The following is a 26,298-nucleotide window of genomic DNA, read 5'->3' on the forward strand; positions in this document are numbered from 1 at the left end:
GTCAGCCGCGGGCCGCGAGCGCGCACGGCCCGCAGGTGCCGAAGATCTCCAACTCGTGCGAGACGTCGGTGAAGCCGTGCTCGGCCGCGATCCGCCCGGCCCAGCGCTCGACGGCCGGGCCCTCGACCTCCAGGGTGCGCCCGCACGTGCGGCAGACCAGGTGGTGGTGGTGGCCCTGGCTGCACCGCCGGTACACGGCCTCGCCGTCCGGTGTCCGAAGCACGTCGACCTCGCCGGCGTCGGCGAGGGCCTGGAGGGTGCGGTAGACGGTGGTCAGCCCGACCGACTCGCCGCGCTGCTTGAGCAGATCGTGCAGATCCTGTGCGCTGCGGAAGTCCTCGACCTCGTCCAGGATGCTGGACACGGCGGTGCGCTGGCGCGTCGATCTGCCGCGGGCCGGGCGGTTCGCGGTGGTCACCGGGGCTCCTCCTCGACGGCTTCGGCGTCCTTGACGTCCGCGTGGGTGCGGCCCGTCCCGGACATTGTGCCGGAAGCGGCGTCGGTGCCGTCGAGGCCTGGGGAAAGAGCCACCCGGAGGTCGTCCTCGGCGGCGGCGAATCCGGCGCGCCGGGCGCGACGTCGGTTGAGCGGAGCGGCCAACACGCCGACCACGATGAAGAGCCCGATGGCGAGCAGCACGATCGTGGCCCCGGGTGGCGCGTCGACGTAGTAGGTGAGGCTCGTCCCGGAAACCGACACCACGACGCCGACCCCGATCGCGACGGCCGCGGTGACGGCGAAGTTGCGCGTCAGCTGCTGGGCGATCGCGACCGGGACCACCATGAGCGCGCTGACCAGCAGAAGGCCGACGACGCGCATCGCCACGGTGACGGTGACGGCCGCGGTGACCGCGATGACCAGGTTCAGCGCGCGGACGGGCAGGCCCGTGACGCGGGCGAACTCCTCGTCCTGGCACACCGTGAACAGGGGCCGCCGCAGGCCCAGCGTCACCGCGAGCACGGCGATCGCGAGGATCACGATGACGCGGACGTCCTCGGAGGAGACCGACGTCAGCTGGCCGAACAGGTAGGCGTCGAGGTTGGCCCCGCTGTCGGACTGGCTGGCGAGCATCACGCCGCCCGCGATGCCTCCGTAGAAGAGCACGGAGAGCGCGACGTCCCCGCTGACCTTGCTGCGCTCGCGGATCAGCTCGATCGCGATCGCGCCGACGGCCGCGGTGAGCACCGCGAAGAGGACCGGCGACCCGTTGAGCAGCAGGCCGAGCCCGACGCCGGTGAGGGCCACGTGGCCGATGCCGTCGCCCATGAACGCCTGCCGCCGCTGGACGAGATAGACGCCGACCGCGGGCGCGGTCATGCCGACGAGCAGCGCGGCGAGCAGCGCGCGCTGCATGAACTCGTAGTGCAGCATGCTCACTTCGGCGTTTCCCTGGGAGTGATGGCAAGGCCGGGTGCGGGCCGGTGCGAGCTGATCATGACAGCAGGCCCCGGCGCACGGTGTGGTGGTCGTCCGCGTGCGGGTGCACATGGTCGTGACCGGGCAGCGCGTGCTGCCCGGTGGCGGGCGGTGGCGGGCCGTCGTGGCAGACGCAGCCGTCGCGCAGCACGACGGCGCGGTCGATGAGGGGTTCCAGCGGGCCGAGTTCGTGCAGCACGAGCAGGACCGCGCGGCCCTGCTCCTGCTGGCGGCGCAGCGTCTCGGCGAGGACCTCCTGACTGGCCAGGTCCACGCCGGCCATCGGCTCGTCCATGATCAGCAGGTCGGGGCGGCGGGCGAGCGCGCGGGCGATGAGGACGCGCTGCTGCTGGCCGCCCGAGAGCCGGCCGATGCCGTCCCCGGCCCGCTGGAGCATGCCGACGTCCGCCAGCGCCTCGTCGACGGCGGCCTTGTCGTCGCGGCCGAGGCGGAACAGCATCCTGCGGCGGGTGAGGCGCCCGGACGCGACCACTTCGCGCACGCTCGCCGGGACACCCGCGGCGGCGGTGGTGCGCTGCGGGACGTACCCGATGCGCGACCAGTCCCGGAACCTGTCGAACGGGGTGCCGAACAACTCGATCCGGCCGCCCGTGAGCGGTACGAGGCCGACCAGCGAGCGCACCAGCGTGGACTTTCCCGAGCCGTTCGCGCCCAGCAGCGCGACGACCTCGCCGGGCGCGACCGTGAGGTCGACGCCGCGCAGCACGGGCCGCCCGCCGAGTGCGGCGCTGCCGCCGGTCAGGCGGACGACCTGGGCGGCCCTCGGATCGGTGGCGGGCATGGTGCTCTCACCCTGGCACGCGCCGCAGATCACCGCATGGGGGCCGTCGCCCGGGCGGGTGGCCTGGGCGGGAAGGCCGACGCGGTCCTCGTCGCCCACGCTGTCGACTCCCCTCACGAGCATCCGAGTGCCGTCCGCAGTGCGTCGAGGTTCCCGTGCATCACCGAGAAGTAGTCGGCCTGGGACTCGTCCTTGATGCCCTCGAGCGGGTCGAGGACGGCGGTGGTGACGCCGGTGTCCCGGGCCAGCGTCTCGGCGATCTTCGGGGTGGCCAGGGTCTCGAAGAAGATCGTGGTGACGCCCTTCTCCTTCACCAGCTGCTGGATCTCGGCGATGCGGGCGGGGGACGGCTCCGATCCCGGGTTGACGCCGTTGACCGCGATCTGGTGCAGGCCGTACCGCTCGGCGAGGTAGCCGAACGCCGCGTGGCTGGTCACGATCTCCTTGCGCGCACACGACGTGAGACCGGTCCTGAACTCCTGGTCGAGCGCGTCCAGGCGGTTCTTCAGGTCGGCGGCCCGGTTGCGGTAGTCCTGCGCGTGCCCGGGGTCCGCGGCGGCCAGGGTCTCGCCGACGCCGGCGGCGACCGCGGCGAGGCGGGTGGGGTCGAGCCACAGGTGCGGGTCGCCGCCGTCGGCCACCGCGTGGTTGTGGCCGTCGTCCTCGCCGTGTTCGTCGCCTTCGTCGTGGCCGTGGTCCTCGCCCTCGACGTCGGTGCCGTGCTCTTCGAGCGGGCTGAGGACGGCGGCGTCGACGACGTGCCCCGGCTTGTTCTGCGAGACGGCGTCGTCGACGGCGGGCTGGAGGCCCTTGAGGTAGACGACGACGTCGGAGTCGGAGATCGCGGCCACCTGCTTGGCCGTGAGCTCCAGGTCGTGCGGCTCGGCCCCGGGCTTGGTGAGGTTGGTGATGGTCACCTCAGGCCCGCCGACCTGCTCGGTGACGAACTTCAGGGGGTAGAACGCCGCGACCACGTCCACGGGACCACTGCCGGACTTGTCGCCCGCGTCGTCGGATCCTCCGCAGGCGCTGAGGATGAGGGCGGAGGCGGCGGTCGCCGCGAGCAGGGGGACGGGGCCGAGTCGACGTATCTTCATGACAATCATTCTCAACTTAATCGACAATGATTGTCAATTGCGGATGTCGGGTGTGGTGAGATGGCTCAAATTCGAGCGAAAAACGGGTGGATCGGACGAGCGCACACCCCCAAATCGCTCTTGGCACCGGGCCCCCGAGGGGGGAACCATCGGATTGAGCCGCGCACCGCCGACGCCGGTACCCTGTGCGGACATCGTCACTGACCGCATCGTCGCACCGAAGAGAGCATTGTGGCCGCCGACAAGATCGACACCATCATCCAGCTGAGCAAACGCCGTGGATTCGTCTACCAGTGCAGCGAAATCTACGGCGGTCAGCGCGCCGCGTGGGACTACGGGCCGCTCGGTGTGGAGCTCAAGGAGAACATCAAGCGCCAGTGGTGGCGCTCGATGGTCACGTCGCGCGACGACATCGTCGGCCTGGACTCGTCGGTCATCCTCGCCCGCGAGGTCTGGGAGGCCTCCGGCCACGTCGAGGCGTTCGTCGACCCGCTGACCGAGTGCACCTCGTGCCACAAGCGGTTCCGCGCCGACCACCTGGAAGAGGCATACGAGGCGAAGCACGGCCGCCCGCCGGCCAACGGCCTCGCCGACGTCAACTGTCCGCACTGCGGCACCAAGGGCGCCTTCACCGAGCCCAAGCTGTTCAACGGCCTGCTCCAGACGTACCTCGGCCCGGTCCAGGACGAGTCCGGCCGGGCGTACCTGCGGCCGGAGACCGCGCAGGGCATCTTCATCAACTACAAGCTCGTGCAGGAGAGCGCCCGCAAGAAGCCGCCGTTCGGCATCGCGCAGATCGGCAAGAGCTTCCGCAACGAGATCACGCCGGGCAACTTCATCTTCCGCACCCGCGAGTTCGAGCAGATGGAGATGGAGTTCTTCGTCAAGCCGGGCGAGGACGAGAAGTGGCACGAGTACTGGCTCCAGGAGCGCTGGAACTGGTACCTCGGGCTCGGCCTCCGCGAGGAGAACATGCGCTTCTTCGAGCACCCGAAGGAGAAGCTGTCGCACTACTCGAAGCGGACCGCGGACATCGAGTACCGCTTCCAGTTCGGCGGCAACGAGTTCGGTGAACTCGAAGGCGTCGCGAACCGCACCGACTACGACCTGTCGACGCACTCCAAGCACTCCGGCAACGACCTCTCGTACTTCGACCAGGAGACGAAGGAACGCTGGATGCCGTACGTCATCGAGCCGGCCGCGGGCGTCAACCGCGCCATGCTGGCGTTCATGCTCGACGCCTACAACGAGGACGAGGCCCCGAACGCCAAGGGCGTCATGGAGAAGCGCGTCGTCATGCGCCTCGACCCGCGCCTGGCTCCCGTCAAGGCCGCCGTGCTGCCGCTGTCGCGCAACGCCGACCTGTCGCCCAAGGCCCGCGGCCTCGCCGCCGACCTGCGGCAGCACTGGAACGTCGACTTCGACGACGCCGGCGCGATCGGCCGCCGCTACCGCCGCCAGGACGAGATCGGCACGCCGTTCTGCATCACGGTGGACTTCGACACCCTTGAGGACAACGCGGTCACCATCCGGGACCGCGACACCATGGGCCAGGAGCGCGTCTCCCTCGACCGCGTCAGCGAATTCCTCGCCCCCCGCCTCATCGGCTGCTGACAACCACACCCCGCCCGCCGTACGCACCCAACCACCCGCGTACGGCGGGCAACCCCGTCCGCACCGACCGGCCTATGCCTCGGAAGCGTGCTCCGATTCCTCGGCGCGCAGGCGGGCGCGGGTCTCCATGAGGGCGAAGCCCAGCAGATTCAGCCCGCGCCACTGCGCCGGGTCGTCCGCCCGAGGATCGGTGGCGGCCAGGCCGATGCCCCAGAGCCGGTCCATCGGGCTGGCCTCGACCAGAATCCGGGTGTTCGTACCGAGCAGGAACGCCCGCAACGCCGCGTTCTGGCCGAACTTCGCCACGTTGCCCGCGACGACGAGCTCGAACCGGCGGGCCACCCACGTCGCCTCGTCGAAGCCGCGCACCTGGCGGCCCACGGCCTTGGCGGTCTTCGGGTGGGGTGCGGCGACCGCGCGCCGCTCCGCCGCCGGGTCGCCGAACAAGCGCGCCTTGCCCGCCATCATCCAGTGCTCGGCGGTGGCGTATGTGACGTCGTCGACGGTGAAGGGCGACGGCCACCACTGGCTCAGGCACCCGGCCCCCAGCGAACCGTCCGCCTGCGGCGCGTGCCCCCAGAAGTGCAGAAACCTCAACCGCCGCCCCGCCGCCGCCCATGCGAGGAGCCCCGCGACGTCGCGCGGTTCGTCCCGCTCCGCCCCTGCCGGGCCGCCGTGCTCCACCGAGATGTCCGCACCGATGTCCATGGAGTTCCTTCCCCGAGCCGTGAGCCTCCGCCGCGCATCCTGGCAGCACGGACGCGCCGGCCGCCATCGGTTTTTCTCCAGGTGAGCACAACTCGTGCCGGCGGTCCCGGTGGCCGGAAACCGGTGCCGAACCCGCACCCGGTCGCTCCGGGGCCGACGCGGGCCGGTGTGCGGGACAATGGTCCGATCCGCCGTCACCCACCTGGAGCGATCCACCATGACCCCGACCGGCACCCGCGCCGCCGTGACGACCCCGCCGACGACGGAGTTCGCACCGCTGCGCCTCGGCCCCACCGAGGTGTGGCCCCCGGTCGTCCTCGCCCCGATGGCCGGCATCACCAACGCGCCCTTCCGCACGCTGTGCCAGGAACAAGCCGAGGCCGTCACCGACGCACGCCCCGCCGGCCTGTACGTCAGCGAGATGATCACCACCCGCGCCCTGGTCGAGCGGGACGACAAGACCATGCGCCTCATCCGCTTCGCCGAGACCGAACGCCCCCGCAGCATCCAGTTGTATGGCGTGCACCCCGACGTCGTCGGCCGCGCCGCCGCGATGATCGTCGACGAGGACCTCGCCGACCACATCGACCTCAACTTCGGCTGCCCGGTGCCCAAGGTGACCCGCAAAGGCGGCGGCTCGGCGCTGCCCTACAAGCGCAACCTGCTGCGCGACATCCTGCGCGCCGCGGTCAAGAACGCCCGGCACCTCCCGGTCACCATGAAGATGCGCAAGGGCATCGACGACGACCACCTGACCTATCTCGACGCCGGCCGCATCGCCCAGGACGAGGGCGTCACCTGGGTGGCCCTGCACGGACGCACCGCCCAGCAGCACTACGGCGGCACCGCCGACTGGTCCTCGATCGCCCGGCTGAAGGACGCCCTCGACATCCCCGTGCTGGGCAACGGCGACATCTGGGACGCCGACGACGCACTCCGCATGCTCCGCGAGACCGGCTGCGACGGCGTCGTGGTCGGCCGCGGCTGCCTGGGCCGACCGTGGCTCTTCCGCGACCTGGTGTCGGTCTTCGAAGGCAGTGCCGAGCGGGCCCGCCCCGCGCTGCGCGAGGTCGCCGCGGTCATGCGCCGGCACGCCGAACTCCTGGGCGCCTGGATGGGCGAGCAACGCGGCGTCACCGACTTCCGCAAGCACGTCGCCTGGTACACGAAGGGCTTCTCCGTCGGCTCCGACATGCGGCGCGGCCTGGCGATGGTCGACAGCCTCGACCGGCTCGACGACCTCATCGCGGACCTCCGGCTCGACCAGCCGTGGCCCACCGCCGCCGACGGCCCGCGTGGACGCACCGCCGGGGGCAAGAAGGTCGTCCTCCCCGAGGGCTGGCTCGACGACCCCGAATGCGCGATCCCCCCGACGGACGCCGAATTGGACCACTCCGGCGGCTGATCGAACCCCCGAACCCCACATCCCGGCGCGTCTCGACGTGCCGCCGCGCGGACATGGCCCGATCCTGGTCGAAAAGCGTGCCCGACCGATCACTCCGGGTGCGCTCCCGGCCATCAGGGCAACCGGGCCGCACGAGAACCACGGGTTCACGAGTCGGGCCACACGTGTCCCGGCTCCGCGACCGGCGGTCACGCGGCCCCCCGACGCGCGAGGGGAAAACCCGTGCCGCACACCCCGAAGTTCGTCTACGCCTTCGCCGAGGGCCACAAGGACCTCAAGGACCTGCTCGGCGGAAAAGGCGCCAACCTCGCCGAGATGACCAACCTCGGGCTCCCCGTGCCGCCCGGGTTCACCATCACGACCGAGGCCTGCCGCGCGTTCCTCGCGACGGGCGACGAGCCGTCCGGGCTCCGCCACGAGGTCGAGGAGCACCTGCGCAGCCTCGAGACCCGCATGGGCCGGCGGCTCGGCCAGCCCGACGACCCGCTCCTGGTGTCCGTGCGGTCCGGTGCCGCGTTCTCGATGCCCGGGATGATGGACACCGTCCTCAACATCGGCCTGTCGGACGCCTCGGTCGGCGGCCTCGCGGCGCAGGCCGGCGACGACCGGTTCGCCTGGGACTCGTACCGACGCCTCATCCAGATGTTCGGAAAGACCGTGCTGGGTGTCGACGGCGACCTGTTCGAGGAGCGCCTCGAGGCGGTGAAGCGCGCCAAAGGGGCGTCGTCGGACCTGGAACTGGACACCGCGGACCTGCGCGACCTGGTCGCGGCGTACAAAGACCTCGTCGCCGACGCGTCCGGGACGGAGTTCCCGCAGGACCCCCGGAGCCAGCTCGGCATGGCCGTGCGCGCCGTTTTCGCCTCCTGGAACGGCGACCGGGCACGGTTGTACCGGCGCCAGGAACACATCCCCGACGACCTCGGCACGGCCGTCAGCATCGTCGCCATGGTGTTCGGCAACCTCGGGGCCGACTCCGGGACGGGCGTCGCCTTCACGCGCGACCCCGCGTCCGGCAAGCAGGGGGTGTACGGCGACTACCTCGCCAACGCGCAGGGGGAGGACGTCGTCGCGGGCATCCGCAACACCGTGCCCCTCGCGGACCTCGAACGCCTCGACAAGGCCTCCTACGACCGGCTCCTGGAGATCATGCGCGTCCTGGAGGACCACTACCGGGACCTGTGCGACATCGAGTTCACGATCGAGCGCGGCACCTTGTGGATGCTGCAGACACGGGTCGGCAAGCGCACCGCCGAGGCGGCGTTCCGCATCGCCGCGCAACTGGTCGAGCAGGGCCTGATCGACGACGACGAGGCGCTGCGCCGCGTCACGGGCGCGCAACTCGCCCAACTCATGTTCCCGCGCTTCGCCGACGCCGGAGGATCCGAGCCGATCACGCGCGGGATCGCCGCGTCCCCGGGAGCGGCGGTCGGGATGGCGGTCTTCGACCAGGCGACCGCGGTCGCCCGGGCACACGACGGGGAACGGGTCATCCTGGTCCGGCGCGAGACCAACCCGGACGACCTCGCCGGCATGGTCGCCGCGGAAGGCATCCTCACCAGCCGCGGCGGAAAGACGTCGCACGCCGCGGTCGTCGCCCGCGGCATGGGCAAGACCTGCGTGTGCGGCGCCGAGGCGCTGCAGGTCGATCCGGCGCGCCGCCGTTTCACCGCTCCCGGCGGCGTCGTGGTCGCCGAAGGGGACGTCATCTCGGTCGACGGCAGCACCGGATGCGTCTACCTCGGGGAAGCCCCCGTCGTGCCCTCCGCGGTTGCGGACCACTTCGAGGCCGAGCACGTCGAAGACGAGACCGCGACGCACGGCGAAGTCGGCGAACTCCTGCGCGCGGTGGACCGGATCATGGCGCACGCCGACCGCCGGCGGCGCATGCGGGTCCGCGCCAACGCCGACACCGGCGAGGACGCCGCCCGCGCGCTGCGGTTCGGAGCCCAGGGCATCGGGCTGCTGCGCACCGAGCACATGTTCCTCGGCGAACGCCGCAAGCACGTCGAACGGCTCGTTCTCGCGGACACCGACGACGATCGTGCCGCGGCCCTGGACGCCCTCCTGCCCCTCCAACGGCGGGACTTCGCGGACGTGTTGGCCGTCATGGACGGCCTGCCGGTCACGATCAGGCTGCTCGACCCGCCGCTCCACGAGTTCCTGCCGGACCTCACCGACCTCTCCGTCCGCGTCGCCCTCGCCGAGGCCCGCGGCGCCGTCGACGAGACCGCCGCCGGCGGAGCCGACGACGCGGCGCTCTTGGCCGCCGTGCGCCGCCTGCACGAGCACAACCCGATGCTGGGGCTTCGCGGCGTACGCCTCGGTCTGGTCATCCCCGGGCTGTTCGCCATGCAGATCCGGGCGATCGCCGAGGCCGCCGTCGAGCGTGTCCGCGCCGGCGGCACCCCGCACGCGGAGGTGATGGTCCCGCTCGTCGCCGGTGTACGGGAACTGGAGATCATCCGCGACGAGGCCCGGGAGGTGTTCGCCGCCGTGTCGCGCGAGACCGGCGTCGAGGTGGCCCTGCCGGTGGGAACGATGATCGAACTGCCGCGCGCCGCGCTCACCGCCGGGCGAATCGCCGAGGCCGCGGACTTCTTCTCGTTCGGCACCAACGACCTCACCCAGACCACCTGGGGGTTTTCGCGGGACGACGTGGAGGCGTCGTTCTTCACGCAGTACCTGGACGCGGGCGTCTTCGGGGTGTCCCCCTTCGAGACCGTCGACGCCGACGGTGTCGGGCGCCTGGTGGACCTCGCGGTCCGAGAGGGCCGCACGACCAGGCCCGACATCGCGTTGGGCGTGTGCGGCGAACACGGCGGAGACCCCGACTCCGTGCGCTTCTTCCACGCCATCGGGCTCGACTACGTCTCCTGCTCGCCGTTCCGGCTGCCGGTCGCCCGCCTGGAGGCGGGCCGCGCCGCGGTGCTCGGGCAGGCCGACAAACGCGCCGACGGGGGCGTTCGCTGAGGTCGCGGCGGTCCGGCGGGGCCGTCGCCGCCGACGCGGCGGGGGCACCCGCGGGCTTGAAACACCGCCGCGGTGACGCTCTACAGTGATGCCGTGCCGAAGATACGCGCCGCCTCCGTCGCCGAGCACCGCGCGATGCAACACGCCGCGTTGCTCGATGCCGCCCGCGCGCTTCTCGAAGAAGGCGGATTCGCCGCGCTCACGTTCCCGGCGCTCGCCGAGCGCACCGGCCTGGCCCGGTCCTCCGTGTACGAGTACTTCCGCTCGCGCGCGGCCGTCGTCGAGGAACTGTGCGCCGTCGACCTTCCGGCCTGGGTCGCCGAGGTCGAGGACGCCATGGCGGCTGCCGACGACCCCGCCGACAAGATCGCCGCGTACGTCAACCGGCAACTCGAATTGGTCGGCGACCGCACCCACCGGGTCGTCGTGGCCATCTCCACCGGGGAACTGGACTCCAACGCCCGGGAGCGCATACGGGCCGCCCACGGCCGCATCGTCGAACTCGTCGTCAACGCGCTCGCGGACCTCGGGCACGCCGATCCGATGCTGGTCGCCGCGCTCGTGCAGGGCATGGTCGACGCGGCGGTCCGGCGTATCGAGTGCGGTGCGGACAGCGCGGACGTCGCCGCCGCGACGCGGGGACTCGTACTCGGCGGTGTCGCCGCGGTCCGCAGCCGTACCGCCGAACCCCCGGCCGTACCCTGTCCGTTCGGCACGCACGACACGGCCGAGCCGACGACCCCCGGCACGGCGACCGCCGCGCGCCCCGCGTCGGCCGCCGGCCCGCCCGGCCGCCGCTGACCCGCCTCCCGCCGTCGCGGCACCCGGGACCGGCAGCGAGGGCAGCGGCCCGTACGGCGGGTACAGGCGGACCGCGAAGCCGCGCAGCAAAGACAGCGGGTCGCGGTAGTCCGGCTCGCCGACGGCCCCTCCCGGCGGCCGGTCCAGCAGACCCCAGTGCAGGCAAGGCCGGTCGCAGTGCGACGGTTGCGCGGCCAGCGTGCCGAGCACCGTGCCCGGTGCAACCGTGTCCCCGACGCCGACGCTCGCCGCCACCGGCTCGTACGTGGTCACCAGGCGCCCGTGCCGGACCGTCACCACGCCCTTCCCGGCGACCTCCCCGGTGAACTCGACGACCCCCGCACCCGCGGAGCGCACCTCCTGCCCGGCGGCGCCCGGCAGGTCCACACCCCGGTGCCCCGACTGCCAGTCGTGCTCCGGAGGCGAGAACGGACGGACCGGCACCGGCGGCGGAGCCAGCGGCCACACCCAGGCCCGCCGGTCGTCGACCGGCCCGGCGGGCGGGTCGGCGGTGGGGACGGACGAACCCAGGGCCGGTAACGCCATCCAGGTCGCGGCGACCGCACAGGCGACCGCCGCGGCCACGGCGGGCCCCCGGGGCCGCGTGCCGGCGTCGGAAGGGCGCGGAGCGCGAGCCCGGGGAGATGGGGCAACCGAGTGCGCGAAGTGATCCGGGTGATGCGAGTGAGCGGTCATGGCATCGAGCATGCGCCGGTTCCCGGACGCCGTTCGACCACCGGCCGCAAATCTGTGGAAAAACGATTCCTCTCCACCGGGCCTGTGGAAAACAGCGAACGCCGTCGGTGCGAGGGCACCCCGGTGCGGCATGGTTGTCGCGGACAACCGGCGCGGCCTTCCCGGCCCGTTCGCGCTCCGCCGTCGGTGGTTGGCCGCCCGGTGGCCGGGTCCCGTACACTTTCGACAGCGGCCCGGACCTCCGGGTCGACTTCGCGCGCCCACCTTCGGGCCCTCCGGCGATCCCCGGTCACCTGTGACCTCGGGCCGCCGACAACGGATCCGCAGGGCATGTCTCGGTCCGGGGACCGTCCCCCGGCACGGTGTCACGGGCGTCAGGCGCGTCGGCACCCGTCGGCGCGGACAACCGAGCAAGCCCCCCGGCGCGTTCGCGGGGCGTATCACAAGGAGCACGGCCATGGCCGTCGTCACGATGCGGGAGCTGCTGGAGAGCGGCGTCCACTTCGGGCACCAGACCCGCCGCTGGAACCCGAAGATGAAGCGCTTCATCTTCACCGAGCGCAACGGCATCTACATCATCGACCTGATGCAGTCGCTCGGCTACATCGACCGCGCCTACGAGTTCGTCAAGGAGACCGTCGCGCACGGCGGCACGGTCCTCTTCGTCGGCACGAAGAAGCAGGCGCAGGAAGCCATCGCGGAGCAGGCGACCCGGGTCGGCATGCCGTACGTCAACCAGCGCTGGCTGGGCGGCATGCTCACCAACTTCTCGACCGTCCACAAGCGCCTCCAGCGCCTGAAGGAGCTTGAGGAGATCGACTTCGACGACGTGGCCGGCTCCGGCATGACGAAGAAGGAGCTGCTGGTCCTCAAGCGCGAGAAGGACAAGCTCGACAAGACCCTCGGCGGCATCCGCGACATGCAGCGCGTGCCCTCCGCGGTGTGGATCGTCGACACCAAGAAGGAGCACATCGGCGTCGGCGAGGCCCGCAAGCTCAACATCCCGGTCGTCGCGATCCTCGACACCAACTGCGACCCCGACGAGGTCGACTACAAGATCCCGGGCAACGACGACGCGATCCGCTCCGTCACCCTGCTCACCCGCGTGATCGCCGACGCCGTCGCCGACGGCCTCATGGCCCGCGCCGGCGCGTCGCAGGCCGACGCCAAGGCTCCCGAGGTTGCCGCCGGCGAGCCGCTCGCGGAGTGGGAGCTGGAGCAGCTGCAGGGCGAGAAGAAGGCTGCGGAGGACGCGGCCCCCGCCGAGGCTCCCGCGACCGAGGCCCCAGCGACCGAGGCCCCCGTGACGGAGGCCCCTGCGACGGAGGCCCCCGCGGCCGACGCCGAGAAGGCCGCCGAGTCCGAGCAGTCCTGACGCCGCGGCGCGGGGGGGTACGCCGGGGAACCGCGCGTACCCCTCGCGTCCGTGCGGGCGGTCGGCACCCGTCTCCGCGACCCGGGGGCAGGCGAAGCGCCCCCGCGCAACTTCCGAAGACCACCGCGAGACGACACGCGAGAAGAAGAGATCTGACAATGGCGAACTTCACCGCCGCGGACGTCAAGAAGCTCCGCGAGCTCACCGCCGCCGGCATGATGGACTGCAAGAAGGCGCTCGAAGAAGCGGGCGGCGACCTCGACAAGGCCGTCGAAATCCTGCGCGTCAAGGGCCAGAAGGGCGTCACCAAGCGCGAAGGCCGCTCGGCGTCGAACGGCGCGGTCGTCGCGGTCCTGGACGGCACCAAGGCCGGTGTGCTCGTCGAACTCAAGTGCGAGACCGACTTCGTCGCCAAGGGCGACAAGTTCATCGCCGTCGCCAACACGATCGCCGAGCACGTCGCCAAGACCTCGCCCGCCGACCTCGACGCCCTGCTGGCGAGCGAGATCGAGTCCGGCAAGACCGTCCGCGCGTACGTCGACGAGGCCAACGCGACCCTCGGCGAGAAGATCGTCCTGGACCGCTTCGCCCAGTTCACCGACGGCTACGTCGCCTCGTACCTGCACAAGACCAGCCCCGACCTGCCCCCGCAGATCGGTGTGCTCGTCGAGCTGTCCGGCGAGAACGCCGACGTGGCCAAGGACATCGCGCAGCACATCGCCGCGTTCGCCCCGACCTACCTGACCCGCGAGGACGTCCCGGCGGAGATCGTCGAGAACGAGCGCAAGGTCGCCGAGGCCGCCGCCCGCGAGGAGGGCAAGCCGGAGGCCGCGCTGCCGAGGATCGTCGAAGGCCGTGTCACCGGCTTCTACAAGGACAACGTCGTCCTGGAGCAGCCGTCGGCGAAGGACACCAAGAAGACCGTCAAGAAGGTCCTCGACGAGGCGGGCGTCACCCTCAAGCGCTTCGCCCGCATCAAGGTCGGCGTCTGACCGAGCCCGCGACGGGCCGGTCCGCGTGTCCGGCCCGCACCCGCGGCACCACCGCACCACGAGCAGCGCAGCACACGAGCAGTACGGCACCACGAGCGGTACACACCGCGCGCGGTGAAGAGGCGGCCGGGTCGGACGCTCCGACCCGGCCACCGGAAGCGACGAGGAGGCCACTTCCGTGGAGGGACCCGTGCCGGAAACCGAAACGGGGGAGGCCCCTTCGTCGTCGGGCGAAACCGACCCTCGGGACTACCGGCGCCGTGTGCTGCTCAAGCTGTCCGGCGAGGCGTTCGCCGGGGGCGGCGGACTCGGCGTCGACCCCGACGTGGTCCAGGGGATCGCCCGCCAGATCGCCGAGGTGGTACGCCTCGGCACCGAGGTCGCCGTGGTCATCGGCGGCGGCAACTTCTTCCGCGGCGCCGAGCTGCAGGTGCGCGGCATGGACCGTGCGCGCTCGGACTACATGGGCATGCTCGGCACGGTCATGAACTGCCTGGCACTCCAGGACTTCCTGGAGAAGCTGGGCATCGACACGCGCGTGCAGACCGCCATCACCATGGGCCAGGTCGCGGAGCCGTACATTCCGCGCCGCGCCATCCGGCACCTGGAGAAGGGCCGCGTGGTGATCTTCGGCGCGGGTATGGGAATGCCGTACTTCTCCACGGACACCACCGCCGCGCAGCGGGCCCTGGAGATCGACGCGTCGGCCATCCTCATGGCCAAGGGCGTGGACGGTGTGTACGACTCGGACCCGAAGACGAACCCCGACGCGGTCCTGTTCGACAGCCTGGACCACGCCGAAGTGCTCGCCCGCGAACTGAAGGTCGCCGACGCCACGGCCATCAGCCTCTGCATGGACAACCGACTGCCGATCGTCGTGTTCAACCTGCTGGTCGAGGGCAACATCGCCCGGGCCGTGCGGGGTGAGAAGATCGGCACCCTGATCAGCCGTACCAACGGATGATCCACGGCGACACCGGACCGGGACAGGAGCCGAGACGTGATCGATGAAACCCTCCTCGAGGCCGAGGAGAAGATGGAGAAGGCGGTGTCCGTCGCGAAGGAGGACTTCGCGGCGATCCGCACCGGCCGCGCGACACCCGCGATGTTCGCCAAGATCGTCGTCGACTACTACGGCGCGATGACACCGGTGAACCAGCTCGCCTCGTTCACGGTGCCCGAGCCCCGCATGGTGCTCGTGACACCGTTCGACAAGGGGTCCACGAACGCCATCATCAAGGCGATCCGCGACTCCGACCTCGGCGTGAACCCGACCGACGACGGCAAGGTCATCCGCGTCGTGTTCCCGCAGCTCACCGAGGAGCGCCGCAAGGAGTTCATCAAGGTCGCGCGCGGCAAGGCCGAGGACTCCCGCATCTCGATCCGCAGCGTGCGCCGCAAGGCCAAGGAGACGCTCGACAAGCTCGTCAAGGACGGCGAGTCGGGCGAGGACGACGTGCGCCGCGCGGAGAAGGAGCTCGACGACGTCACGCACCGGTACGTCGTTCAGGTGGACGAGCTGCTGAAGCACAAGGAAGCCGAGCTGCTCGAGGTCTGATGAACAACTCCACCTGGGGCGACGCCTCGGACCCCGACGGGAGTTCCGGGCACGGCCCGTTCGAACCGTACGACCCGTGGGCGGGCCGGGCACCGGCGCCGGGTCCGCCCGCGACACCGGAAGCGGACGCGCTGCGCACCCAGGTGATCCCCGGCGTGCCCGCCGCCCTGCTGTCACACGACGCCGACGGCGGGGCCTGGTCGGGGTACGGCGCCGGTTCCACGCGCGCGCAGCACCCGGAGGACGGCGACGAGGCGGACCCGTCCGACGCGGCTCCGCACGGCCGGCCCGGTGCCGAGCACGGAACAGGCGACCACGAGGCGGCGGATGACGGCGGACACACCGCGTACCCGCCGGCCAACGACCCGGGAGTGCGCCCGGACGCGGAGCGGCCCGGTGCGGAACCCTTCGGGCGTGCGGGGGACTCCCCGGTGAGCGGTGCTCCGAACGCCCCCAAGAAGAGCAGGGCGGGGCGCAACCTGCCCGCGGCCATCGGCGTCGCGGTGGTGTTGGGCGGCGCCATCGTCGGCTCGCTGCTCACCGTGCCGGTGCTGTTCGTGGGCATCGTCCTCGCGGCCGTGCTCGTCGGTCTGTGGGAGTTCTCCGACGCGCTGGGCCGTTCCGAGAAGGCGTCCGGCGCGGTCCGGCTGCCCCTGGTGCCCCTCGCCGCCGGTGCCATCGCCATGCAGATCGCGGCGTACGAACGCGGCCCGGAAGGCCTGGTCATCGCCGCCGCGCTCACCGCGCTCGCGGTGATGGTGTGGCGCATGACGGAAGGGCCCGAGGACTACCTGCGCGACGTGGCGACCGGTGTCTTCGCGGCGTTCTACCTGCCGTTCCTCGCGGCCTTCGCCGTCCTCATGCTGGCCGCCGACGACGGTGCCAAGCGCGTGCTGGCGTTCATGATCGTGGTCGTGTGCAGCGACACCGGCGCCTACGCGGCGGGCGTCGCCCTGGGCAGGCACAAGATGGCGCCGACCATCAGCCCGGGCAAGACCTGGGAGGGCTTCGCGGGAGCCGTCGTCGCGTGCGCGCTGGCGGGGGCGCTGTGTCTGACGCTCCTGCTCGACGGCACGTGGTGGCAGGGCGCGCTGCTGGGCGCCGCGGTGGCCGCGACCGCCGCGGTCGGCGACCTCGTCGAGTCGATGATCAAGCGCGACCTCGGGGTCAAGGACATGGGCGACCTCCTGCCCGGTCACGGCGGTGTGATGGACCGGCTCGACTCGCTGGTCGCCGCGGCGCCGGTGGTGTGGCTGCTGCTGGAGCTGTACCTGTAGGCGCGAGTCGCGGCGTACCGAGCCCGGTGGATCACCCGAGGTCCGCCGGGCTTCGTGTGGGCCCGGACTTCCCCGTGTCCCCGGGGAGTTCCGCGGACCTGAGACACTGGATCCATCATGCCCAAGCCTGGAGAGCTCACCTTCGCCGCCCCGCGCCGTGCCAAGCCGCCGCGCCACCTCGCCGACCTCTCGCCCGCCGAGCGCCGCGAGGCGGTCGCCGCGCTCGGTGAGAAGGCGTTCCGTGCCAATCAGTTGTCCCGCCACTACTTCACGCGGCTCGCCGACGATCCCGCGCAGTGGTCCGACATGCCGGCCGCGCTGCGGGAGCGCCTGGCCGGCGAGCTGATGCCGCGGCTCATGACCTCGGTGCGGGACATCGCGTGCGACGACGGAGCGACACGCAAGACGCTCTGGAAGCTCTTCGACGGAACCCTCGTCGAATCGGTGCTGATGCGCTATCCGGATCGCGCCACCATGTGCGTGTCGTCGCAGGCGGGTTGCGGTATGAACTGCCCCTTCTGCGCGACCGGGCAGGCCGGGCTCACCCGCAACCTGTCGACGGCCGAGATCGTCGAGCAGGTCGTCGCCGGCTCCCGCGCGCTCCAGCGCGGCGAGGTCCCGGGCGGACCGGGCCGGATCAGCAACATCGTCTTCATGGGCATGGGCGAGCCCCTGGCCAACTACAAGGCGGTCGTCGGCGCGGTCCGCCGCATCACCGACCCGTCGCCCGACGGCCTGGGCATCTCGCAGCGCTCGGTCACCGTCTCGACGGTCGGCCTCGTGCCGGCCATGGAGAAGCTGGCCGACGAGAAGCTCAACGTCACCCTCGCGCTGTCGCTGCACGCCCCCGACGACGAACTGCGCGACACGCTCGTCCCGGTCAACACCCGCTGGGCGGTCCGGGAGGTGCTGGACGCTGCGTGGCGCTACGCCGGCCGCACCGGCCGCCGGGTGTCGATCGAGTACGCCCTGATCAAGGACGTCAACGACCACGCGTGGCGGGCCGATCTGCTGGGCAAGCGCCTGCGCAACCACCTCGCGCACGTCAACCTGATCCCGCTCAACCCCACTCCCGGATCGAAGTGGACCGCGTCGGCGCCCGAGCGCCAGGACGAATTCGTCCGGCTCCTCCAGGCCCACGGCGTACCCGTGACGGTGCGCGACACCCGGGGCCGCGATATCGACGGCGCCTGTGGTCAGTTGGCCGCCGCGGAAGTCTGACGCGCACCCCGTCCGCGCTCTTATCGCCCCCTTAGGTGCTGTGGGGGACAGTGGTGTCAGTACCGCTTCCACCGCCGGTTCTCCTCATCCCCCGTCGGGGACCGACGGCGGCGGTACGACCAGGCCGCCCGTTGCAGGAGGCGGGCCGGCCCGGCGGAGAGAGCGTCCCGGGGCAGTGCGTGGCCCCCGGAGGCGAAAACACGCCCGGGCCGTCGCGGAAGGGGACGCCGCGGCGGTCCGGATGTGTTGCGGGTGACGGCGTTGGGCACGGCGCCGTCACCGAACCGAAGCCCGGTCGCGGTCGCGTCCGGGCTTCTCGGCGTGTGCGCCCGGAAGGCCGTCGTGGGGGTGGGGATGGAGACGCCTCCGGTGCGTTTGTCACACTGCGCACAGCGGATCTCCGGACCCGGGGCCGTGACGACTGCGCGAGAGCGGGGTTCACATGCACGAGATCGACTGGCTTGATCTGCCGGACCAGGTCAACGCACGGGATGTCGGCGGACTGCCGGTCACCGGGGGAGGGCGCACCCGCTCGGGTGTGCTGATGCGTTGCGAGACTCCCGACCTGCTGACCGACGTCGCGATCGCGCGGCTTTCGGATGTGTACGCGGTACGCCACATGTTCGACCTGCGCTCGGTCGGCGAAGGCGGCCCGCTGGACGTCTGGCCCGGCATCACCCGGCACCGCATGCCGCTTCTCGGCCGGATCGGTGGCGCCGCGGCGGACGAGCAGGCCGGTGGGGTCGGCGACATATCGGCGGGTCAGGTGGGCGGCCTCACCCGCAAGTCCGACCTCGACATGGTCAACGTCGACGTGCACGGGGCGGGCCGCCTCTACCTGCGCATGATCGAGCGCGGCAAGGACGCGTTCGTCCAGGCGCTGCGGCTGCTCACGGACGACGACGCCGGCCCGACGCTGGTGCACTGTACGGCCGGCAAGGACCGTACCGGCGTGCTGGTCGCCCTGCTGCTGTCGGTGGCCGGGGTCGAGCGGCAGTCGATCGTCGACGACTACGCCGCGACGCGGATCCACGCGGAGGAGCTGTTCCTGCGTCTCCGCAGCGTGCGGAACCAGCCGCCGATGCCGACGGACGCGAAGACCGTGTCGTCCGCGCTGCGCGACGCGGCGCCGGAGACGATGGAGGCCTTCCTCGACGAACTCGGCAAGCACTACGAAAGTGCCTCGGACTTCTTCGTGAAGGCCGGTGCGCATCCCGAATGGCTCGACATGTGGTGCGAGCGCTTCGTCGAAGCCTGATCGCGGAACGGCAGGGCGGTGCCGGGGCGGGCCCGACGGGTGCCCGGCCCCGGTACCGGGCGGCGAAAGGCGTGTGTGATTGCCGTCACTTCCCCCGTGGGCGGAGCAGACTGGCGGCATGACTGATTTGCGCATCCTGCGGAACTTCATCGACGGCAAGTCCGTCGACGCCGTCGACGGCCGGACCATGCGCGTCGTGGACCCCGCCACCGGAGAGGCGTACGCGACGTCCCCGCTGTCGCGGGCGCCCGACATCGACGCGGCGATGCAGGCCGCGGCGAACGCCTTCGAGGCCTGGAGCGAGACCACGCCGTCCGAACGCCAGCTCGCCCTGCTCAGGATCGCCGACGCGGTCGAGAAACGTGCCGACGAACTGGTCGCGGCCGAGTGCCGCAACACCGGCAAACCCCGAGGTCTGACCGCGTCGGAGGAGATTCCCCCGATGGTCGACCAGATCCGCTTCTTCGCGGGCGCGGCGCGTCTGCTCGAAGGCAAGTCGGCGGGCGAGTACATGGCCGGCCACACGTCGTTCGTGCGCCGCGAGCCGGTCGGCGTCTGCGCCCAGGTCGCGCCGTGGAACTACCCCATGATGATGGCGGTGTGGAAGTTCGCGCCGGCGATCGCCGCGGGCAACACGGTCGTGCTGAAGCCGTCCGACACCACTCCCGAATCCACGGTGCTGCTCGCCGGGATCATCGGCGAGATCCTGCCGCCGGGTGTGTTCAACGTGCTGTGCGGGGACCGCGAGACCGGTGCGCTCATGGTCGCGCACAGGACCCCCGCGATGGCGTCGATCACCGGCTCGGTGCGCGCGGGCATGGCGGTCGCCGAGTCGGCGGCGCGCGACCTGAAGCGCGTCCACCTCGAACTGGGCGGCAAGGCACCGGTCCTGGTCTTCGACGACGCCGACATCGCGGGCGCGGTCCAGGGCATCGCGGACGCGGGCTACTTCAACGCGGGACAGGACTGCACCGCGGCCACCAGGGTCCTGGTCCAGGAGGGCGTCCACGACGAGTTCGTGGCCAGGCTCACCGAGACCGCGGCGCGGCTCAAGACCGCGGGCCCCGACGTCGAGGACGCCGACTACGGCCCGCTCAACAGCGCCGAACAGCTCGCGACCGTCGGCGGGTTCATCGAGCGGCTGCCCGCGCACGCCAGGATCGAGACGGGTGGTCGCCGGATCGACGGGCCCGGATTCTTCTACGCCCCGACTGTCGTCTCGCACCTGCGCCAGGACGACGAGATCATCCAGCACGAGGTCTTCGGCCCGGTCGTCACCGTGCAGAAGTTCGCCGACGAGGCCGAGGCGCTGGAGAACGCGAACGGCGTGGAGTACGCCCTGGCGTCGTCGGTGTGGACGAAGGACCACGCGCGCGCCATGCGGCTGTCGCGCAAACTCGATTTCGGCTGCGTCTGGATCAACACGCACATCCCGCTCGTCGCCGAGATGCCGCACGGCGGCTTCAAGCACTCCGGCTACGGCAAGGACCTGTCGGCGTACGGCCTGGAGGACTACACGCGCGTCAAGCACGTGATGTCGTACGTGCAGGGCTGACGCCGCACACCGGCGGGTGCGTCGGCGTGGCGGAATCCGCCTCCCGGATCGATAGGCTCAGGGGCCATGACCAGCACCCCCGCGCAGCCCCCGCAAGACCCCGCGACCGGCGAACCCGTATGGGACGTCGTGGTCATCGGAGCCGGTCCCGCGGGGGCGTCCGCGGCCCGGGTCGCCGCCGAGGCGGGGCGCAGTGTCCTCGTGCTGGAGAAGGCGACCCTGCCGCGCTATAAGACCTGCGGCGGAGGCATCATCGGCCCGTCCGCGGCGTCGCTGCCCCCCGGTTTCCGGCCACCGGTCATGGATCAGGTCACGGCGGTGTCGTTCACGTTGCGCGGCCGGTGGCGGCGGACGCGGCGATCGCGTTCGGGTTCGCCGATGTTCGCCCTCGTCAACCGTCCCGAATTCGACGCCGCACTGGTCGACGCCGCGCGCGCGGCCGGAGCGGCGGTCCGGGAGGGCGCGACGGTCCAGCGCCTCGACCAGGACGCGGACGCGGTGGTCGTGGGCCTGGCCGACGGCTCGGTCGTGCGGGCCCGGGCGCTCGTGGGCGCCGACGGCAGCGCGGGTCGCACGTCGGCGTATGTCGGCGTCACCTTCGCCCAGGTCGATCTGGGGCTGGAGGCCGAGATCCCGGTGCCTCCGGAGGTCGCCGACTACTGGCGCGGGCGGGTGTTGATCGACTGGGGCCCGATCCCCGGTTCGTACGCCTGGGTCTTCCCGAAGGACGACGTGCTGACGGTCGGCGTGATCTGCGCCCGGGGCAACGGCGAGGCGACGCGCGCCTATCTGCGCGACTTCGTCGCGGGTCTGGCCCTGTCGGGATTCCGGCCGTCGGTCAGCTCGGGGCACCTGACGCGCTGCCGCACCGACGAATCCCCGCTCGCCCGGGGCCGCGTGCTCGTCGCCGGCGATGCCGCGGGGCTGCTGGAGCCGTGGACGCGCGAAGGGATCTCGTTCGCCCTGCGGTCCGGCGGCGCGGCCGGCGAGGCGGCGGCCGTGGTCGCCGCCGCCCGCACGGACGCCGATGTCAAGGAGGCCACGGAGGCGTACCGGGCGCGTGTCGACGGCACGTTGGGGCGGGAGATGCGCGCCGGGCGCCTGATGCTCGCCGCGTTCACGCGCCGCCCCCGGGTCTTCCACGGGGCGGTCGCGACGGTCCCCAAGGCGTGGACCGCCTTCGAGTCGATCGTGCGGGGCCGCAAGACCCTCGCGCGGTACGTCGAACGCGCCCCGATCCGGAAGGCGCTCGACCGCATCGCGCGCTGACCGCGCCTCGCAACGGGTCACACCCGGCGCATCCAGTGCCCGTCGGTGCTCCAGCCCAGGAACCGGCGGGCGTGCGCGGGCGCGTCGCCGTCGTCGAGGCCGCCGCCGGCCAGGACGTGCCGCAGCCCGGTGAGCACGGGGGAGAGGCGGCGTACCGCGTGGTCGGGCTGGCGCCGGGCGTGGTCCTGCATCGCCGCCATGACGGTGATCTGGTCCTCCAGACCGCACAGCGCCATGAAGAACACCGCTTGGCGCCACGCGTACGCGGCGTCCTTGATCGTCCCCAACGGGCGCGGATTGCCGTCGACCTGCCGGACCAGGCGGCAGACCCCGGCGAACGCGGCGCGCGCGAGGTCGGGGGCGCCGCCCGCGTCCATGCCGACGGGGTGCACGAGGGCCGCGAGGTTGTGCGTGGTGAGGATCTGCGCCTGCTCGATGACCGTGCCGTTCGCGGCGACCCACGAACCGCCCCGGGGCACACCCGCCCGCTCGCGGCACAGCGCGGCGAACGGCGTCACCGAGGAGGTGCCGCGGCTGCCGAGGGCGCGGATCGCCGCGTAGTCGATGCCGTAGTAGCGCGCGTACAAGGACCCTTCGAGGACGTCGGCGGCCCCGTGTGCGGCGCGCAGGAACTTGTCTGAAAACGTCCCCATGAAGATGTCGGCGGCCAACTCCTCGGTGAACGGTACGTCGATGCGCGCCTGGCGGGCGAGCGTGCCGAGCTGCCGGATCATCGGGTTGGGCAGGATGGTCGCGGGAAACGCGCGCAGCGTCAGCGCGGCGATCTCGACCAGCGCGGTTCGCGCGTGCCCGAGCGAGTCGCCGGTCGGCCGGCGGTACGGCCGAACCGCCCGCAGCCAGGGCAACTCGTCGATCCCGACCTGGTGTTGGAGGTTCACCAGCAGCAGCGAACGCCGGTTCGCGAACGCCCGGTACGTCGCGGCCACGAGCGTGCGCAGCGCCTCGTCGTGGTAGTCGAGCGCCGTCGTCGACGCGACGAGGCGCGGTACGAGGTCGGCCAGCACCTCCGCCGACGGGATCACCCCGCGCTCGACCAGCGTCGCGACCGGGGCGCTCAGCGCGCGGAGGACGACGCGGGCCATCGCGTCGGGGATCCCGCCGCCCGCGGCGACGCCGGGGCGCAGGGAGTCCGCCTCGTCCCGGGTCAGCGGGGCGACCACCCAGTCCGTCGCCGGGAGGCCGACCGCGTCGGGGGTCTCCCCGAGGCGCGCGAGCAGCAGTTGGGCCAGCTCATACCAGGTGACGCGGGCGGCGTCGGCGGCCTGGCGGGCGCGCAGTTCGCCGTGGCGTGCCGACCCGGGCCGGCCGCGGCGGGCGACCATCGCGTCCACCGCGTGCCGCAAGCGTCCGAGGGTGCGCGGGCTCAACGGCCGCGGCCGGCCGGTGTCGGCGAGCAGTTCCTCGAGTGCCGACCGGAGGATCGCGACATTCTCCTTGGGCTTGCGGTGCTTGGTGCACAGCGTGTGGGTGCTCGCCAGGACGCGGTAGCGCGCGAGGAGTTCGCGTCCCCGCTCGCGCCAGCCGTCCGGCTCCACACGCGCGACGACGCCGTCCGAGACGGTTTCCAGCCAGTGCTCCAGGAGCCGGTCGGCGAACGGGTTCCAGACCGCGAGGGCCTCGTTCATCGCGGCCACGGCGGCCTGCGGCCGTCGCGCGCGCAGCGCGGCGCGGACGTCGCCGACGGTCTCGCGGTGGACGACGGAGCCGTCCGGCGCACGCGTGTCGGTCGGCCGGGGCGCGAAGCGGAGCCGGTCGGCGAACGGCCGGATCTCGTCCACCAGGGTCAGCGCGGCGAGCCGGTCGCCGGACCGGAGCAGCCACGCGACGGTCAGGAGCGCGGCCTCCTCCGGCACGTCGACCTCGTAGTGCCCGCTGTCGAGCAGCGCGTCGAGTTCGGCCAGGCCGGCGTCGGTGAGGTGATGGCGGAACAGCGCGGCGCGGTCGGCGCCGGGAAGGCGCGCCTGCCGGGCCGTCGCCAGCTCGTGCGCGGTCGGCGGGCCGCCCGCCGCGGCGTCGCCGGTGGCGAAACCGCCGCGCACGACCTCGGGAGTGACCCAGGCGGGGAGTCCGGCGACCGGGGTCCGGGAGCCGACCGCCAGGGTTCCGTCGGACATGCCCGCGATGACGTCGCGCCAGGTACGCAGCCGTTGCGCCGCGGCTTCCCGGGTCGCGGCGTCCTCGTGGTGCCGGGCGGTCGTGAACGCCTTGGCCAACTGGGCGGCGGGATAACCCGTGTCGATGAATACCTGGTTCTCGTCCATAGCCGACGTGGCGGGTTCCGCCCCCGCGCCCTCCGGGTCCCAAGCCCGGTGCTCTGCTGCTGAGCTACACGTCGTCGCGGTGTCGCCGAGCCGACGTGGCGGGTTCCGCCCCCGCGCCCTTCGGGTAACAGCCCGATGCTCTGCTGCTGAGCTACACGTCGTAGTGGGCACGAGGCTACGAGCGCGGCGGAGGGCGCCGCAACGGCAATTCCTCAGCGGCGCAGCGCCTCCAGACCCAGGAGGGCGACGTGCAGGGACAGGCAGCTCTCCACCTGGTCGAGGTCGACGGACAGCACGCGCTCGATGCGGCGGAGGCGCTCATAGAACGACGGGCGCGACAGATGTGCGGCGTCGGCGGCGGCGGACTTGTTGCGCCCGTGCTCCAGGTACACCGCGAGCATCTGCACCAAGTGCGTTCCGTGCTGCGCGTCGTACTCCAGCAGCGGCCCCAACTCCCGTTCCACGTACGTCTGCAGGCGCGTGTCGTCGCGCAACAGGTGGAGGAGGCCGCGCAGGCGGACGTCCGGCAGGCGGTAGAACGCCGCGCCGCCGCCCTGGTGCAGGGCCGCGTCCGCGACCTGGGTGGCCTCCAGGAGCGACCGCCGCGCGTCACGGACCGCCCCCACCGACGACCCGACCGCGATCACGACGTCCGCCGCGAAGTCGGGGGCGAGTTTGTGCAGCGTCGCGGAGAACCCCCGCAGCGCCGCGTCCTCGGCGTCCTGCGCGCCCAACGCGATCAGCAGGCCCACGCTGTCGTCGTCGAGACCGCCGACGAGGGCGACGAGACGGCGTTCGCGTACGGCCGCCGCCGCCGTCTCGGTGAAGTCCCGCAGGCGCATCTGGGATTCGAGGAGGGCCGGGGTGACGCCGCGCCGCAGGCGCAGCACCGCGCCGACCAGCCGGCGCCCTTCCAGTTGGACGCCCAAGGCGCGCGCCCGCAAGGTGACTTCGGCGACGGTGTAGGAGTGCGTGAGGATGCCCGACAGCAGCGTCCGGTGCGTCTGCCGTTCCAGGGTCTCGCGATCGCGGACCACCAGGCGGTTCAGTGCCAGCGTCGAGGCCGCGCGCTCCAGCAGCATGGTCTGCCTCGACGGGGGTGAGGTCCCGTCGCCGACGAGGATCAGCCGCCCCCAGTCGTGGCCGCGCGCGCCGACCATCGTCACGAGCCACCCGGCCCGCTCGTCGAAACCGGTGCGCGCGCCCGGGCGGACCTGCCGCGAGCGGTCCTCCCAGTGGTCGAGCAGGGATTCGGCGCGCGTGCCGGCCGGGTCGTACGCGAGGACCTGGTGCGCGAGGTTCTCCAGCACGACGGGACGACCCGCCATGCGCGACGCCTGCCGTACGACGTCACCCGCCTCGGCGCCTTCCACCGCGAGCTCGGTGAACGCCTGGTGGACGGCCTCGGACTCCCTGAGCTGGGCGACCTGCGCGTCGACGACGAGGCTGTGCACGGCCTCGGTGACGCCGACGAAGCGGGTCTCGCGGCGCAGGGTGACCAGCGGGAAGCCGGCTTTCTCGGCGGCGGCGACCAGGGGCCGGGGGAGTTCGTCGGTGTAGCGGCGCCCGAGTTCGATCACCAGGCCGGCGGCCTCCACGGCGACGAGGTCGGCGACGTACCGCGCTAATTCCGTGCTGGCCTCGGGCAGCGCGATCCCGGTCGCGAGGACCAGTTCGCCGCCGCGCAGCAGGCGCGCTGCGTCGGGCATCTCGCTGATGTGCACCCAGCGGACCGGGCGGGTCAGACCCCGTGTGCCCGCGACGACCTGGGGCATTCCGCGACGTACGACGTCGAGCGCCATGACATCGGCGACTGAGGGAAACACCCGACATACCTCCACAACATGTAAGTGCTTTGCCGTTCCGGGCTTCCATCGTGGCAGGTTTCCTGGTGCGCCCGGATGTGCGGGCGAACGCCCCGGATGTCGTTCCGCGCCCGGCCGGGCCGCCGGTCGCGGGTGCGTCCGGCGCGAAAAAACGGACGCCGGGGATCCGACGG

20 protein-coding genes, 2 tRNA genes and 1 pseudogene are annotated in these 26,298 nt (G+C 72.1%); 13 read left to right on the forward strand and 10 right to left on the reverse strand.

From position 1 onward, the window contains the following. Position 1 precedes the first annotated feature (1 nt). From LO772_RS23560 to LO772_RS23575, 4 genes are all read right to left on the reverse strand, one after another. On the reverse strand, positions 2-418 hold the full coding sequence (locus LO772_RS23560; RefSeq protein ID WP_231774022.1) for a Fur family transcriptional regulator: 417 nt from the start codon (positions 416-418) through the stop codon (positions 2-4). Further along, on the reverse strand, positions 415-1,377 hold the full coding sequence (locus LO772_RS23565; protein ID WP_443089305.1) for a metal ABC transporter permease: 963 nt from the start codon (positions 1,375-1,377) through the stop codon (positions 415-417). The genes LO772_RS23560 and LO772_RS23565 overlap by 4 nt, the downstream gene beginning before the upstream one ends. A 55-nt stretch (positions 1,378-1,432) precedes the next feature. Next, positions 1,433-2,218, reverse strand: coding sequence for a metal ABC transporter ATP-binding protein (locus tag LO772_RS23570; RefSeq protein WP_231779689.1), 786 nt, complete (start codon positions 2,216-2,218; stop codon positions 1,433-1,435). Between the two features lie 113 nt (positions 2,219-2,331). Then, positions 2,332-3,315, reverse strand: a complete 984-nt coding sequence (locus LO772_RS23575; RefSeq protein WP_231774023.1) for a metal ABC transporter substrate-binding protein — start codon at positions 3,313-3,315, stop codon at positions 2,332-2,334. A gap of 231 nt (positions 3,316-3,546) precedes the next feature. Here LO772_RS23575 and LO772_RS23580 point away from each other — a divergent pair, with 231 nt between their 5' ends. Next, positions 3,547-4,929 carry a glycine--tRNA ligase gene (locus tag LO772_RS23580; protein ID WP_231774024.1) on the forward strand — a complete coding sequence of 461 codons (1,383 nt, stop codon included), beginning with the start codon at positions 3,547-3,549 and terminating at the stop codon, positions 4,927-4,929. Between the two features lie 72 nt (positions 4,930-5,001). Here the strand turns inward: LO772_RS23580 and LO772_RS23585 are convergent, their stop codons facing one another. Further along, positions 5,002-5,637: an NADAR family protein gene (locus LO772_RS23585; RefSeq protein WP_231774025.1), complete on the reverse strand. Its 636-nt coding sequence runs from the start codon at positions 5,635-5,637 to the stop codon at positions 5,002-5,004. 217 nt (positions 5,638-5,854) lie between these two features. Between LO772_RS23585 and dusB the strand changes: the two genes are divergently transcribed. From dusB to LO772_RS23600, 3 genes are all read left to right on the forward strand, one after another. Further along, a complete protein-coding gene (gene dusB, locus LO772_RS23590) occupies positions 5,855-7,042 on the forward strand; it encodes a tRNA dihydrouridine synthase DusB (RefSeq protein ID WP_231774026.1) in 1,188 nt (395 codons plus the stop codon). Between the two features lie 222 nt (positions 7,043-7,264). After that, the gene (gene ppdK, locus LO772_RS23595) at positions 7,265-10,015 is read left to right on the forward strand and encodes a pyruvate, phosphate dikinase (RefSeq protein WP_231774027.1); all 2,751 of its coding nucleotides are present in this window, start codon (positions 7,265-7,267) and stop codon (positions 10,013-10,015) included. A gap of 135 nt (positions 10,016-10,150) precedes the next feature. Beyond that, positions 10,151-10,816, forward strand: a complete 666-nt coding sequence (locus tag LO772_RS23600) for a TetR/AcrR family transcriptional regulator (RefSeq protein WP_443089465.1) — start codon at positions 10,151-10,153, stop codon at positions 10,814-10,816. A 159-nt stretch (positions 10,817-10,975) separates the two neighbouring features. Here LO772_RS23600 and LO772_RS36100 read toward each other — a convergent pair. Further along, positions 10,976-12,082, reverse strand: a pseudogene (locus LO772_RS36100) (peptidoglycan DD-metalloendopeptidase family protein); the annotation flags it as partial. Between LO772_RS36100 and rpsB the strand changes: the two are divergent. From rpsB to LO772_RS23650, 9 genes are all read left to right on the forward strand, one after another. Then, positions 11,970-12,887 carry a 30S ribosomal protein S2 gene (gene rpsB, locus LO772_RS23610; protein WP_231774028.1) on the forward strand — a complete coding sequence of 306 codons (918 nt, stop codon included), beginning with the start codon at positions 11,970-11,972 and terminating at the stop codon, positions 12,885-12,887. The pseudogene LO772_RS36100 and the gene rpsB overlap by 113 nt on opposite strands. Before the next feature lie 158 nt (positions 12,888-13,045). Further along, complete coding sequence (gene tsf, locus LO772_RS23615) at positions 13,046-13,879, forward strand: translation elongation factor Ts (protein ID WP_231774029.1); 834 nt, start codon at positions 13,046-13,048, stop codon at positions 13,877-13,879. Positions 13,880-14,141: 262 nt separating this feature from the next. Next, positions 14,142-14,843 (forward strand): UMP kinase, encoded by a 702-nt coding sequence (pyrH, locus tag LO772_RS23620; RefSeq protein WP_231779690.1) that lies wholly within the window; start codon positions 14,142-14,144, stop codon positions 14,841-14,843. Between the two features lie 36 nt (positions 14,844-14,879). Beyond that, on the forward strand, positions 14,880-15,437 hold the full coding sequence (gene frr, locus LO772_RS23625; RefSeq protein WP_231774030.1) for a ribosome recycling factor: 558 nt from the start codon (positions 14,880-14,882) through the stop codon (positions 15,435-15,437). Then, complete coding sequence (locus LO772_RS23630; RefSeq protein WP_231774031.1) at positions 15,437-16,714, forward strand: phosphatidate cytidylyltransferase; 1,278 nt, start codon at positions 15,437-15,439, stop codon at positions 16,712-16,714. The genes frr and LO772_RS23630 overlap by 1 nt, the downstream gene beginning before the upstream one ends. A gap of 117 nt (positions 16,715-16,831) precedes the next feature. Continuing rightward, positions 16,832-17,935, forward strand: a complete 1,104-nt coding sequence (gene rlmN, locus LO772_RS23635) for a 23S rRNA (adenine(2503)-C(2))-methyltransferase RlmN (protein ID WP_231774032.1) — start codon at positions 16,832-16,834, stop codon at positions 17,933-17,935. 442 nt (positions 17,936-18,377) lie between these two features. Further along, on the forward strand, positions 18,378-19,193 hold the full coding sequence (locus LO772_RS23640; protein ID WP_231774033.1) for a tyrosine-protein phosphatase: 816 nt from the start codon (positions 18,378-18,380) through the stop codon (positions 19,191-19,193). 118 nt (positions 19,194-19,311) lie between these two features. Beyond that, complete coding sequence (locus LO772_RS23645) at positions 19,312-20,748, forward strand: gamma-aminobutyraldehyde dehydrogenase (protein WP_231774034.1); 1,437 nt, start codon at positions 19,312-19,314, stop codon at positions 20,746-20,748. 66 nt (positions 20,749-20,814) lie between these two features. Beyond that, entirely contained in the window at positions 20,815-22,017 is a 1,203-nt protein-coding gene (locus tag LO772_RS23650; RefSeq protein WP_231774035.1) for a geranylgeranyl reductase family protein, read from the forward strand. Between the two features lie 17 nt (positions 22,018-22,034). Here LO772_RS23650 and LO772_RS23655 read toward each other — a convergent pair whose 3' ends face one another. From LO772_RS23655 to LO772_RS23670, 4 genes are all read right to left on the reverse strand, one after another. After that, on the reverse strand, positions 22,035-24,299 hold the full coding sequence (locus LO772_RS23655) for a hypothetical protein (protein WP_231774036.1): 2,265 nt from the start codon (positions 24,297-24,299) through the stop codon (positions 22,035-22,037). A gap of 2 nt (positions 24,300-24,301) precedes the next feature. Beyond that, positions 24,302-24,373, reverse strand: a tRNA-Pro gene (locus LO772_RS23660). A 16-nt stretch (positions 24,374-24,389) separates the two neighbouring features. Beyond that, positions 24,390-24,460: transfer RNA gene (locus LO772_RS23665), tRNA-OTHER, on the reverse strand. Between the two features lie 51 nt (positions 24,461-24,511). Then, positions 24,512-26,125, reverse strand: a complete 1,614-nt coding sequence (locus LO772_RS23670; RefSeq protein WP_231774037.1) for a PucR family transcriptional regulator — start codon at positions 26,123-26,125, stop codon at positions 24,512-24,514. Positions 26,126-26,298 lie beyond the last annotated feature (173 nt).

This window comes from Yinghuangia sp. ASG 101 (genome assembly GCF_021165735.1).
Lineage (GTDB): Bacteria > Actinomycetota > Actinomycetes > Streptomycetales > Streptomycetaceae > Yinghuangia.